Source organism: Oceanobacillus limi (assembly GCF_900111445.1).
GTDB lineage: Bacteria > Bacillota > Bacilli > Bacillales > Amphibacillaceae > Ornithinibacillus > Ornithinibacillus limi.
Genome location: NZ_FOHE01000001.1, coordinates 90,599 through 102,865, shown reverse-complemented (window position 1 = coordinate 102,865; position 12,267 = coordinate 90,599). Strand labels below are relative to the sequence as shown.

14 protein-coding genes are annotated in these 12,267 nt (G+C 38.3%); 8 read left to right on the top strand and 6 right to left on the bottom strand.

Annotated features, from left to right (window positions below; all coding sequences use genetic code 11):
* Positions 1-17 precede the first annotated feature (17 nt).
* The 5 genes from BMX40_RS00635 (at position 18) to BMX40_RS00615 (ending at position 3,819) form a co-directional block, all read left to right on the top strand.
* On the top strand, positions 18-326 hold the full coding sequence (locus tag BMX40_RS00635; protein WP_090865753.1) for a DUF3892 domain-containing protein: 309 nt from the start codon (positions 18-20) through the stop codon (positions 324-326).
* Positions 327-427: 101 nt separating this feature from the next.
* Positions 428-1,267 (top strand): dimethylarginine dimethylaminohydrolase family protein, encoded by an 840-nt coding sequence (locus BMX40_RS00630; protein WP_090865751.1) that lies wholly within the window; start codon positions 428-430, stop codon positions 1,265-1,267.
* Between the two features lie 311 nt (positions 1,268-1,578).
* Positions 1,579-2,127: a GbsR/MarR family transcriptional regulator gene (locus BMX40_RS00625; RefSeq protein ID WP_090865749.1), complete on the top strand. Its 549-nt coding sequence runs from the start codon at positions 1,579-1,581 to the stop codon at positions 2,125-2,127.
* Between the two features lies 1 nt (position 2,128).
* Positions 2,129-2,788 carry a cysteine hydrolase family protein gene (locus BMX40_RS00620; protein WP_090865747.1) on the top strand — a complete coding sequence of 220 codons (660 nt, stop codon included), beginning with the start codon at positions 2,129-2,131 and terminating at the stop codon, positions 2,786-2,788.
* 140 nt (positions 2,789-2,928) lie between these two features.
* On the top strand, positions 2,929-3,819 hold the full coding sequence (locus BMX40_RS00615) for a glycine betaine ABC transporter substrate-binding protein (protein ID WP_090865745.1): 891 nt from the start codon (positions 2,929-2,931) through the stop codon (positions 3,817-3,819).
* 580 nt (positions 3,820-4,399) lie between these two features.
* On the opposite strand, the gene BMX40_RS00610 is transcribed toward BMX40_RS00615, so the two are convergent.
* Together BMX40_RS00610 and BMX40_RS00605 are read right to left on the bottom strand one after the other, a co-directional pair.
* Positions 4,400-5,008: a GNAT family N-acetyltransferase gene (locus BMX40_RS00610; protein WP_244513296.1), complete on the bottom strand. Its 609-nt coding sequence runs from the start codon at positions 5,006-5,008 to the stop codon at positions 4,400-4,402.
* Between the two features lie 268 nt (positions 5,009-5,276).
* Positions 5,277-5,471, bottom strand: coding sequence for a CD3324 family protein (locus BMX40_RS00605; RefSeq protein ID WP_211753605.1), 195 nt, complete (start codon positions 5,469-5,471; stop codon positions 5,277-5,279).
* A gap of 358 nt (positions 5,472-5,829) precedes the next feature.
* Between BMX40_RS00605 and BMX40_RS00600 the strand changes: the two genes are divergently transcribed.
* From BMX40_RS00600 to BMX40_RS00590, 3 genes are all read left to right on the top strand, one after another.
* On the top strand, positions 5,830-6,441 hold the full coding sequence (locus tag BMX40_RS00600; RefSeq protein ID WP_090865743.1) for a YczE/YyaS/YitT family protein: 612 nt from the start codon (positions 5,830-5,832) through the stop codon (positions 6,439-6,441).
* A gap of 187 nt (positions 6,442-6,628) precedes the next feature.
* Positions 6,629-6,940, top strand: coding sequence for a hypothetical protein (locus tag BMX40_RS00595; RefSeq protein ID WP_090865741.1), 312 nt, complete (start codon positions 6,629-6,631; stop codon positions 6,938-6,940).
* Positions 6,941-7,165: 225 nt separating this feature from the next.
* Positions 7,166-7,393: a hypothetical protein gene (locus BMX40_RS00590; RefSeq protein WP_244513295.1), complete on the top strand. Its 228-nt coding sequence runs from the start codon at positions 7,166-7,168 to the stop codon at positions 7,391-7,393.
* Between the two features lie 643 nt (positions 7,394-8,036).
* On the opposite strand, the gene qoxD is transcribed toward BMX40_RS00590, so the two are convergent.
* Genes qoxD through qoxA form a run of 4 tightly spaced genes read right to left on the bottom strand, consistent with a single transcriptional unit; the run spans position 8,037 to position 11,869 of the window.
* Complete coding sequence (qoxD, locus tag BMX40_RS00585) at positions 8,037-8,321, bottom strand: cytochrome aa3 quinol oxidase subunit IV (RefSeq protein ID WP_090865738.1); 285 nt, start codon at positions 8,319-8,321, stop codon at positions 8,037-8,039.
* Between the two features lies 1 nt (position 8,322).
* The gene (qoxC, locus tag BMX40_RS00580) at positions 8,323-8,919 is read right to left on the bottom strand and encodes a cytochrome aa3 quinol oxidase subunit III (RefSeq protein WP_090865736.1); all 597 of its coding nucleotides are present in this window, start codon (positions 8,917-8,919) and stop codon (positions 8,323-8,325) included.
* Entirely contained in the window at positions 8,916-10,865 is a 1,950-nt protein-coding gene (qoxB, locus tag BMX40_RS00575; protein WP_090865734.1) for a cytochrome aa3 quinol oxidase subunit I, read from the bottom strand. The genes qoxC and qoxB overlap by 4 nt, the downstream gene beginning before the upstream one ends.
* Before the next feature lie 59 nt (positions 10,866-10,924).
* On the bottom strand, positions 10,925-11,869 hold the full coding sequence (qoxA, locus tag BMX40_RS00570) for a cytochrome aa3 quinol oxidase subunit II (RefSeq protein WP_090865732.1): 945 nt from the start codon (positions 11,867-11,869) through the stop codon (positions 10,925-10,927).
* Between the last annotated feature and the right edge of the window lie 398 nt (positions 11,870-12,267).

The window sequence follows — 12,267 nt, the reverse complement described above, 5'->3', positions numbered from 1 at the left end:
CTAAGGAGGTATCAGATATGCCTGAAAAAGACTTTCAACAAATCTACAATGACTATCGAAACCAAACGGACATTCAAGCAGATTCCACCCAAGGAGACACCTCAAGTAAGGAAGAAATTGTCGCGGTACGGAAAAATGATGATGGGGATATCATTGCCTTCAAAACGAACTCTGGAAGAGAACTGGATTATGTAACGGCATTGGATGAAGCAAAGGCAGGTAACATTGCACATATCGATGTATTCCATAAATACGGACGAGATATTATCCGCAGTGAACCAGATGGAATCAAGGAGAATAACTTAGACAATTTACCTGAATTTTAAGTAGTCGTAGCCTTCAAGCATGTACTTGGAGGCTACCAAACTTTCTAAAGGAGCAAATTTTCCCTTCATTACTATAGAACGAATATCCAGGAGGAAGTACCATGCAGCAACCAAAAATCTACTGTAATAGTGAGTACGATGAATTGAAGCGCGTGATCATGTGTGAACCCCAGTTCATGACTACCCGACAAGTATTACATGATCCCAACAATCAGTTCTACGATGTCAAGGGTCATGTTGAACTAGCCGTAAAGCAGCACCGTGAATTTGTTCAAACGTTGAACAATCATGGGATTGAAACGGTCCTGCTTCCCCATCATAAGGAATTCACGGAACAAGCTTATACACGCGACATTGGATTTACTCTCGGGCAAACGCTTTTCATATCTGAGATGGCCCATGATGTACGAAGGGGAGAAGAAAATATTCTAAAGTTCTGGCTCGAGAAGGAAGGAATTTCTTATTATAACTTAATCGGAGATAAAATTGAGGGCGGCGATGTCCTGATCGACCGGGACACCATCTATATTGGGCTTAGTAATCGAACAAACCAAGCGGCCATTGATCATATCAATGGTTTAATGGGAGACTATGAAGTGAAAGCCATTCCCTTTAAAGATAAGTTTTTACATCTCGATTGTGTCTTTAATGTTTTATCACCAGAAGTTGCCATCGTTTATCCAGACGCCCTCACAAAAGAAGACATGCAGTTTTTTGCATCGCGTTATGAACTGATTGAAGTTTCCTATGAAGAGCAACATGCTTTAGCAACAAATGTACTTAGTATTGGCAATCAAAAAGTGATTAGCTTGCCAATGAACCAAAACACTAACCAACAAATGCGTGAAAAAGGGTTTGACGTGGTCGAAGTAGATATTTCAGAGATAGTTAAATCAGGTGGTTCTTTCCGTTGCTGTACACTTCCATTGTTGCGATCGTAATTACATGCGATCCCACACCCTCCGCTCCCTTTAATCAAAAAGGATCCTCTTCTCTTTGTGTATGGATCCTCATTCTCCACTCCTAAGCCACCCCCTTTTCACGAGTATTTCACCTAGCTTATCTCCTTTTAACGTAAACTAGGATCCACTATCAAAACCACAATATCCTCATTCTTCCCCCAAACTCCCTATCGCCTTCCCACGCATCAAACCACCCTCCATACCAAAAAACACTTGCAATTTTTATACAAATGATATAATATGTTTAATATAACTTAAACATATTAAACAAATTAAAGAGGTTGATACTATTGTCCAATGAGATGGAATCTATTGAGCAGTCGAGAGATATGATGATCAGTGCAATCGCACAATCCATGGTTATCTATGGTGTGACACAATCTGTCGGTCGCATTTACGGCGTCCTTTATTTTGCAACAGAACCATTGACGCTTGATGAAATTAAGGATCAAGTAGCAATGAGTAAGGCCAGTGTGAGTAATGGTTTGCGTGAACTACTAGAAACCGAGATGGTCACAAAGGTTTGGAAAAAAGGAGAAAGAAAAGATCATTACATTGCAGAAAAAGATTTCTTGCGGAATTTCATTACATTTTTCATTAAAAATATTCGCCAAGAGCGAAATTTAATCATGAAAGCAACCGAACAGGTAGAGCCCCGCTTAGAAGAAATCGCTAGTCAAACTTCTGATCAACAGATTAAAGAAAAAGCACAACAAGATCTTGCGCTCATCCGTGACTCCTACAACTATTTTGATTGGACCATGCGACTAGCAAATGCGATGGAGTCTGGTGAAGTATTTAAGTATCTGCCAAAAACAACTGAAGATAAGGAGAAATAACATGAAGAAGCAAAACACAGCATTGGTGCTCATCGATCTTCAAAAGGAAAGCAATTTTGGACTTGAGCAGATGGAACAAGTAATCACGAATTCAAAAAAGCTTATCAATGGGTTCCGGGAACAAAACATCCCCATTATTTATACCCGTCAAATTAATCGTACAGATCGGGTTGGTCTTTCTGTAGGTGAACCCCTAAACGATGATGGTACCCCGTACTTTTACAACGCAGGGAACGAAAGCATTGAGATTTTTGACGAAATCAAACCACAAGATGATGACATTGTCATTGATAAATTCCGGTGGAGTGCTTTTCATGCAACAAGTCTTGACTTAACACTTAGAAGCATGAATATTACGGATGTTGTCATTGGTGGAGTTGTTACAGATGGTTGTCTATTAACCTCTGTATTCGATGCCTATTTTAGAGATTACAATATCCATTTGGTCAAAGACATTTGCTCAGCTTCTAATGAAGGATCCCACATGGCTGCACTGATGATGATGGCCAACTGGGTTTATAATCTTAAAGTCTATGACACAACAAACATCCTCAACCGTATTAGTGGAGAAAACTACAATGTATGGGAGTCTGATCAAGTAGATAGCTTTCAATACACTCCAGAAACGATGCGTGAGGTTTACAATAAATTGAAGCTTTAAATCGGAGGATTTTCATCGGTAGCCGGGACAGGGGGACAGGTTTATTGTCCCAATCGGAATTAAGTTCTAATTTTAAAAACCAGACCAGTCCTCGGTAATGCCAGTTCATAAGAAAAATAAAACATCAAAGGAGACGAAACATGAAGAAGCTATTATTATTATTTACTATATTTGTACTATTAGCACTTGCCGCTTGCGGGAATGGTGAAGAACCGAACGATGCAACGAATAATGAGCAAGCAACCGAAGAAAAAGGAACCTTGGTATTTGGACAAACACCATGGACAAGCACAGCACCACCAACACAAATCGCAAAGCAAATCTTAGAAGAACAAGGATATGATATAAAAGTTGAACACGTATCCCAGCCGATAATTTGGGATGGTATGAAGAATAAAGAAATTGATTTCTTTATGGATGCGTGGTTGCCATATACCGAAGCAGCTAGATGGGAAGAATTCCAGGATGATTTAGTAAAAGTCGCAACAAGCTATGAGAACGCACAACTTGGTTGGGTTGTACCATCGTATGTAGAAGAGAACTCCATTGAAGAATTAAAAGCTAATGCTGAGAAATATGGTGAAGAAATCGTAACAATTTCAGAAGGTGCAGGTATTGTAGAACTTTCCCAAGAATTATTCGAAGGGGAGAACTTTGATGAACAAGGGTTTGAACTGAAGCCTTCCAGTGAAGGTGCTATGATTTCCGTTGCCCAAGAAAAAATTGATAAAGAAGAACCGGTCGTATTCACAGCTTGGAGACCACACTCTGTTTTCGCACGTAATGATTTGAAATTCCTAGAAGGTCAAGAAGAATACTTCCAAGCAGATAATGTTTATGTTTTATCATACAAAGGAATTGAAGAAGAACACCCGGAAGCATATGACATTCTCTCAAACTGGAGCATTTCCATCGCAGAAATTGAAGAAATGATACGCAAAAATGAAGAAAACGGAACAGAATTCGAAGACTTAGCAGCAGAATGGATCGAAAACAACCGTGACAAAGTAGATCAAATGATCGGCGAATAGCCGGGACAGGGGGACAGGTTTGTTGTCCCAATAGGAATGTCGCTCGGGGGACACAGGGACAGGATTACTGTCCCAATCGCAAATTCGTTCTAGTTTAAAAACCAGTCCAATCCTCGGTAACGAGTTCCGTTACCTCCCCCTAACTAAATAGATTATAATTAGCGCTGTATTTCGCAGCGCTTTTTTATTTACAAAAAGACCAAATAAAATATGTTACGCAGCTTACCAATCTATAAAATTTGTATTACTATCAATAACGATCAAAACGCAACCGCTTAAGAAGCATTCCACAAAACCCTGAGGAGAAACACATCATTATGCTTGGGATGTGATTGGATGTTTAACATGTGCTGGGAATTCATTGGTTCCACTGGCTTTTACAAACAACACATCATCACCCTCAAAGATTTTCCCTTTAATATCTATGCCTCGATAATCAGGTGTATAATGAAATGTTATTTTATTCGTGTTTTGATTAGAAATCGTTGAGAGAATATTATTTATGTTAACCTCTCTTTTACTTACAATGTCAAATATATCTATATGATTATCCTCTTGAATAAAGATTACAATTGCTTCTTCATCTGGAAGGTAGTAAATAGCATTGATAAATACAATAAAACATTAATAATTCTGGAGTATTGTCTGTACCAAAACGTTTCGATACAGGAACTCTATCCAATGCAAAATCATAAATAAAATTAAGATCTTCAACGTTATTACCAGCTAATTTATATACATCGTTTCCATCTGTTGGACCCGCCACATACTCTATTGAATATTGATATTCATCAACAGGTTTAAATCCAAATTTAGGATAGAAGTCCAGTACGTTTTGATTTGCGAACAAGTACATAAAATCATATTTGTTTTCGTATTCATCTAATATCTTATTCATTAAACTTGCTGAAAGCCCTCTATTTCGATAATCAGGGTGCGTCATAACTGTTCCTATTTGTAAAGCTCTTTTTTTCTCATTGTTTATAATGAAATCCACTAAATTTACCGAAACGTTTGCAATTACTCTATCTTCTTCCACATAGGAATAAGGAATGTAACGGTGTTTCCAAAAGTTCTTTTGATACCATTCTTCAAAATTAATGCCGAACACTAAACTGGACAGTTCATTAAAGCTCTTTCTTAATTTATCATTACCTCGATAATCTTTAAAAAATGTTACTGATGACATAATCCCACCCTTTTTCTTATTTGTAATCTAATGTTAAGCTCAACTTTGTCATTTCCATAACTTCTCTATTTAGCATAAGTCCGAGTGTCTTAATTATATTTCTTCTTCAGTTGGTAAAGATACCTTAAGGTTAATTCATAAAAAAGTTTGAGCCAATGCGGTGATCCACATTGGCTCAAAAATTACATATAACTCTTTTTTTCCTTCCGTATAATTCTTTCAATGCTTTTCAGGGATAAATAATACTTTTTACATAATGTGCGTTTATCTATGCCAGATAAAAAATCTTTATATATATATTTACGTCCCTATCTTTAATAACTTTTTTCGTTCCAGTATTAGTTCCCCACTTTTTCTTATTTTCATTTTTTATTGGAATGTAAATACATTCACCTTCTACATACTTTTGAATTAGTTCTAATAAATCTTCTGGTAATAAGTCAGTTACTTTTTTATAGCTCATTTTACCACTCCTAATAATTTTTCTATTAGCGAGAGCAAAGGCTATATTTTGCTACACAGCCTCCGCTATGTAGTAGTTATGTATTTTCTCATTACGAAACCTCCAACGTAAGAATATTATTAATCATATTATCACAGAATAGATAGACTATTACAATAAATATTCGTTTTGAAGAAATACAACTTATTGCTTATTCATTCGGTATTATGCATTTCATTATCCTGAGCATGTTAGTTTTATTTCCAACCAATCCCCATTCCCAGACTAATAGATAACGAGTTTTCAACTATCTTTTTACGAAGATTCCAGTTACACTAATAATCGTGTGGGCTATAAACACGGATTGGGAGGGAAATTGATGAAGGTAACACGAAAGACATTTTTTCTTTATTCATTTGGTATTATGATTTTCACCCTTGGTATCGTCCTTACCCTCCAGTCAAGGCTTGGAGTCTCCCCATTTGATGCGTTGCTCGTCGGATTGCATCGAACAATCGGACTCACCATCGGAAGCTGGGAAGTCATTCTTGGAGCACTCATGTTGTTGCTAAATGCCATACTACTACGATCCCGCCCCGAATTGTTAGGTTTACTTACAGCGTTAATGATTGGCATTTGCATCGACTTTTGGGTGCTCATACTCGATGGTCGGCTTATCCCTGAATCTTTAGTCAGTCAAGTGGCTTGCTTTTTTCTCGGCATGGTTGTGAACGGATTTGGGATCGCAATCTACCTTCAAGCAAAATTTGCCCCCGTTCCATTTGATGGTACAATGCTCGCCATAACCAAATTGACTGGATTGAGTGTTATCTTTTCTCGTGCATTGCTATTCGGCGTGCTAGTTATATTAGCCTTCTTCTTTAATGGACCAATAGGCATCGGAACACTCCTCATCACATTTTTAAGCGGAGTAACGATTAATATGTTTATGCCTTTTATTAAAAAATTCACAGAGAAGGACTATCAGTAAGCTTAAAGCACAGACGTTGGAAGTATTTTTAAAGGTATATCATTGTTTAAAATGAACCTTGGGTCAATAAACCTGTCCCCTGAAAAATGATCCTGGGACAACAAACCTGTCCCCCTGTCCCGGAATCTATTTCCTCTTTTCAATGGGTACAAGTTTAGCTATACTATATATAAGGAGGTGAAAAAACATGGAGCAAGAAACAATGCTAAAAGAAATTTTACATGCATTAAAAATCCATTCAGAGAAAATGGATGAAAAGTTCGCACAAATTGATAATAGGTTTGCACAAATTGATAAAAGGTTTGAACAGATCGATGAAAAATTTGACCAAGTCGATAAGCGATTTGAGCAGATTGATAAACGTTTTGATCAATTAGAAAGAAAAGTGGATGGAATACGAAGCGACCTATCTGAAACACAAAAAACCACGAATTTTTTGTTAGGCAAATTCGCTCATCATGAGGAAAAGCTTCTTCAACTTACCGAGCAGCAACAATAATCCTTCCTTAGCTGCAAAATATCCAAGACATAGAAACCTTCATTCGAACGTTTGGAATGAAGGTTTTTTCATACAACCAAATAGCTCCTTATCTAGTTACCCATTTATTCAAAAGTTTAGCATCACTAAATATGTCAAGGTATTTATCAATTTTTCATAAAATGTTAAAATAAATTTGACAAATTTGTGTACGAAATGAATAATATAGAGTAAGGAGGATTGATTATGATGACATCAAATCCGCGCATCTTAAATATAACGAAATTTGTTTGTGTACCAATCTTAATAATTGGAACTATTTTATTCTTCTATGGTTTTGTAAACGATTTCTCTAATGTAATAGGTATAGGTTATGGTGCCATTATGGGTGGCGTATTTATTTTTATCATGGGATTATTTCTAGTTGCAACCGAAGAAGTATTGGAACGGAATAAAAACGAGAGTAAGCTTTAATTCATATCCAACGAAGGTAATATAATCAAATCCTAACAAAATTCATCAAGTGAATTTGTTAGGATTTTTCTTTTGTGGCATCCGAATTCTGGCCCGAAACACATCCCTACCTTATTTTAAAAATAACGTAACGTGGATCCTCCCTACCATGCTATTTGGATCCTCGTTCCGCTATTCTACTCAAACAAGCTTCCACGAGCGGTTTTCCGGATCCTCATTCCGCTAAATGCCCAAAATCACCACATTACACCGGTCTATTGACCAACTAGCGGAATGTCGATTACATATACTCCCTCAAACCCCATAATAATACAAAATAACGGAATGAGGATCCTCCCTACCATGCTGTTTGGATCCTCATTCCGTTATTCTACTCAAACAGGCTTCCACGAGCGGTTTTCCGGATCCTCATTCCGCTATATACCCAAAACCACCACATTACACCGGTCTATTGACCAACTAGCGGAATGTCGATTACATATACTCCCTCAAACCCCATAATAATACAAAATAACAGAACGAGGATCCTCCCTACCAGGCTATATGAATCCTCGTTCCGCTATTCTACGCAAAAAGGCTTCCGCTAGCGGTTTTCCGTATCCCTCACCACATTCGGTGAAAAATCCTCATTCCGCCAAACCTTCTACAAGTATCCCCACACCATCGCTAATAACGAACCAAATACAGTAAACAACGCAATGATAATGCCGTAGAGCGTACTCGTATAAATCGAACGTTTATCTTCACTTTCTCCAGCGTGCATGAATACGACGAGCTGGACGGTAGCTTGAATAAATGCTGTCACGAGCAGGATGGTCATCCCTAACTCAAACGACATATCCAAGAAATAAACGCTAAGCGCAATTATCGTAAGCAGCAAGGAGAATACAAATCCATTTACTTGTTTTAAAGGAAATAATTCTTTCATCTTACATCATTCCTTTCAAATAAACGAAGCTGAAGATAAAGATCCAAACAACGTCTAGAAAGTGCCAATACAATGAAAAAATAAACGATTTATTGGCTGTTTCTGGAGTTAATCCACGCTTTCTAATTTGCAGAATGATGAACAATCCCCAGAAAAGACCAAATGTTACGTGGGCACCGTGCGTTCCTAATGTGGTCAACAGGATCGCTGTAAATGCACTCGTTTGCAGTGTAGCACCCACATGATAGTAATGCGTAAACTCATATATTTCAATCCCTAAGAAAGCAGCTCCAAGCAGTAGCGTAATGCCTAAGAAGACAAGCATTGCCTTCGTCCGTTGAATACGCATCGCATGAATGGCAAGCCCAATCGTAAAGCTACTTGTCAAAAGGATAAACGTTTCAAATAGAACCGGTGTAATTCCAAAGATTTCTGCTCCTGCAGGGCCACTTCCAATCCGATCTTCGTAGACGAAATAGGAAGTAAACAAAGTCGCAAAAAGCATAATCTCTGCACCAAGGAAAATCCAGAATCCTAAAATATTCATCTGATTTTGTCCGGTGCTATATTCAAGAGGCTGCGAGTGATCTATCTTCATTTCTTAGCACCTCCAAATTTTTCTTCTGTTTCTTTAATTTCCTTTACTGGGATATGGTAACCATCATCTTTTTCAAAGCTACGATATGCCAGACAAGCTAATATAGCTATGCCGGAAACGATGACACCTGGCCAAATAAAGAAGACAAACGAGAATCCAAAGATAAAGAATAAACCTGCCAAAATAATCGGTGCACCGCTATTATTCGGCATATGAATTTCTGTTAAATCATGCTTGAATAGTTGATAACCATGTTTTTTCGAATCCCATAAAGCCTGGGATGAATTAACCTGTGGTGTTACCGCAAAGTTGTAATGCGGAACTGGGTTATGTGTAGCCCATTCCAAAGTACGTGCATCCCACGGATCATCCCCAACATTTCTTGGCGCATGACGGAAGCTATAATACACGTTATACACAATAAGAGCAAAACCGATGGCCATGATCGCAGCACCTGCGAAGGAAAGCATGTTTAACGGCCCAAATCCTGTCGCTTCCGAATACGTGTACATACGTCGCGCCTGACCGTCTAATCCCGTAATGTACATTGGGAAGAATGCTAGACAGAATCCAATCGCTAAATTCCAAAATGCCCATTTCCCAATTTTTTCATTCAGCATAAATCCAAACATTTTCGGCCACCAGTAAGTTAATCCTGCTAACATCGCAAAGACAACACCTGGAATAATTACATTGTGGAAGTGAGCTACCAAGAACATCGTATTATGGTATTGGTAGTCAGCACTTGCCATGGCAAGCATAACCCCTGTAACCCCACCAATTGTAAACAGTGGAATAAAGGCAACCGAGTAAAGCATTGGAACGGTAAACCTGATCTTCCCTTTCCACATGGTGAGAAGCCAGTTAAAGATTTTAATCCCCGTTGGCACTGCAATCGCCATCGTTGTGATAGAGAAAATACTATTTGTCAGTGCTCCATGCCCCATCGTAAAGAAATGGTGTACCCAAACCAAGAAGGATAATAGGGATATGATCGCCATGGATCCTACCATTGATTTATATCCATATAAATTACGACTGGAGAACGTTGATATGATCTCACTGTAAATACCAAATGCCGGTAAAATCAAAATGTACACCTCTGGATGTCCCCAAACCCAAAATAGGTTGGCCCACATCATGTCCATTCCACCATTTACCGAAGTAAAGAAGTTCGTTCCAAATTGACGGTCAAACGTACCCATTAGTAGGGCAATGGTTAAGACCGGAAAAGCAAATACAATAATAATATTTGTAATTAGAGAAGACCATGTAAACATTGGCATTTTCATTAACTTCATGCCCGGTGCTCTCATTTTTAGGATCGTAACAATAAAGTTAATCCCTGTCATTAGGGTACCAATTCCAGAAATCTGCAATGCCCAATTATAGTAGTTGATACCTACAGAGGTACTAAAATCTGTACTTGCAAGTGGATAATAATTCGTCCACCCTGCATCTGGTGATCCACCAACAACAAAGGAAATATTAAATAGCATTGCTCCAGCAAAATACAACCAGAAGCTAATCGCGTTCAGACGCGGAAATGCTACGTCTCGTGCTCCAATTTGAAGTGGAACTACGAAGTTCATTAACCCAATGACAAACGCCATTGCCATGAAGAAAATCATAACAACCCCGTGCGTTGTAAAAACTTCATTATAATGCTGTGCATCTAAAAATGCATTATCTGGAACCGAGGTTTGCAAGCGCATCATAACAGCGTCTGCACCACCACGGAAAAGCATCAGCAATGCTGAAATAATATACATAATCCCGATTCGCTTATGGTCAACCGTTGTTAACCACTCGCGCCATAGATAGCCCCATTTTTTGAAATAGGTAATACCTAAGAAAATCGCAATTACGGTAAGCCCAATCGCTACCATTGACGCATAAATCAATGGACTCGGATGTGGGACGGCGAATCTATCAAAAAATTCCATGTTCCATACTCCTTTCGAGGTTCCGTATTTCGTCCATCTCGCTGCTCAAACTCGAAAAACTATTCATGGCTATCATGATCATGCTCTCCGTGATCGTCATTTCCACCATGATCGTCATGGTCTGAATGATCATGTTCCATATCTGATGATTCACTTGGACCATGATTGTGTCCACCATGTTCTCCCTCAGGAGCCGGTGAGAACTCTAAATGTGTTCCTGTAAAAGTCATTTGCCCAAGATGCCCTGGTTCTAATAATCTATCAAATGTTTCTTCTGTGAGAGGTTCTGCCGTAGCATGGATCTCATCTACCCACGTATTAAATTCATCATGCGACAAGGCGGTAACATTAAATATATTTTCGGCAAACCCTTCTCCACTGAAGTTTGCGTTACGACCCATGTATTCCCCAGGCGCTTCCGCTGCTAGATGGATCGTTGTTACCATGTCTGCCATGGCATATTTTTGCCCAGCAAGCTGTGGAATCCAAAAACTAGTAATTGGTCCAAATGAATACAGTCTAAACTCGACCCGACGATCGGTAGGTATAAACACATAGTTGACCGTTTCAATATCTTGTTCTGGATAACTAAAATGCCATTTCCAATTCGAAGATGAAGCGTAAATGACAAGTGGTTCCTGATCTTCATACCCTTCAGGTACAGACTCGACTTCATACGTTGACTTCACCGATACAATCGAAAGGAAAATGATGATTAACACAGGAATTCCAACGATAATTCCTTCTAAAATATGATTTCCCTCGATATGTGGAGGCTCATAATCTTCACGTTGTTTCGATGCGCGATACTTGACTAAAATAATCACTAAAAGCACAAAGACAACAATTACAATAAAGGCCATTGTTGCGATCGATAACCAAATAACATTTGCTGTCGTCTCCGCTTGTGGACCCTTTGGATCCAAAACAAGGACCGGTTCACACCCTATTAACACTGTGGATATAGTGATAAATAGTGATAACAAAATCCATTTGAGTTTCATGTCGTTACCCCTCTCCTAAGTTGCGTATATATAACATGTTCCCGAAAATTTATAACTAAAATCCTTATATATACTATTATTCTCCCAAGGAAAATACAATAGTTTGAGAAAGATTTCACAAATTAGTCAAGAAGGTGTGGATATTTTATGTCATAAGGAAACAAACGGCACCATATTAGGCATTTAATTCCATTTGACACTCATCGCCCGTATTACTTTTGTGACAACTTTTTGAAATGATAATCGTTTTCCATGAATTTCTAATCTAATGTTTTACTTTTTTTAGGTGGCCTTTATTAGGCGTTAAAGTTTGCTCATTAATGAACAAGAAAGGGTTATAAGAAGAAAGTCTGTGGGGGCTGAACTTTTGATGATAGAGACAGTGTTATTAAGCAAAT

Bases quoted from the DNA above. Each gene is read 5' to 3' on its own strand.
- BMX40_RS00635 (WP_090865753.1), top strand. From the start codon at position 18: ATGCCTGAAAAAGACTTTCAACAAATCTACAATGACTATCGAAACCAA.
- BMX40_RS00630 (WP_090865751.1), top strand. From the start codon at position 428: ATGCAGCAACCAAAAATCTACTGTAATAGTGAGTACGATGAATTGAAG.
- BMX40_RS00620 (WP_090865747.1), top strand. From the start codon at position 2,129: ATGAAGAAGCAAAACACAGCATTGGTGCTCATCGATCTTCAAAAGGAA.
- BMX40_RS00615 (WP_090865745.1), top strand. From the start codon at position 2,929: ATGAAGAAGCTATTATTATTATTTACTATATTTGTACTATTAGCACTT.
- BMX40_RS00610 (WP_244513296.1), bottom strand. From the start codon at position 5,008: ATGTCATCAGTAACATTTTTTAAAGATTATCGAGGTAATGATAAATTA.
- BMX40_RS00605 (WP_211753605.1), bottom strand. From the start codon at position 5,471: ATGAGCTATAAAAAAGTAACTGACTTATTACCAGAAGATTTATTAGAA.
- BMX40_RS00600 (WP_090865743.1), top strand. From the start codon at position 5,830: ATGAAGGTAACACGAAAGACATTTTTTCTTTATTCATTTGGTATTATG.
- BMX40_RS00595 (WP_090865741.1), top strand. From the start codon at position 6,629: ATGGAGCAAGAAACAATGCTAAAAGAAATTTTACATGCATTAAAAATC.
- BMX40_RS00590 (WP_244513295.1), top strand. From the start codon at position 7,166: ATGATGACATCAAATCCGCGCATCTTAAATATAACGAAATTTGTTTGT.
- qoxD (WP_090865738.1), bottom strand. From the start codon at position 8,321: ATGAAAGAATTATTTCCTTTAAAACAAGTAAATGGATTTGTATTCTCC.
- qoxC (WP_090865736.1), bottom strand. From the start codon at position 8,919: ATGAAGATAGATCACTCGCAGCCTCTTGAATATAGCACCGGACAAAAT.
- qoxB (WP_090865734.1), bottom strand. From the start codon at position 10,865: ATGGAATTTTTTGATAGATTCGCCGTCCCACATCCGAGTCCATTGATT.
- qoxA (WP_090865732.1), bottom strand. From the start codon at position 11,869: ATGAAACTCAAATGGATTTTGTTATCACTATTTATCACTATATCCACA.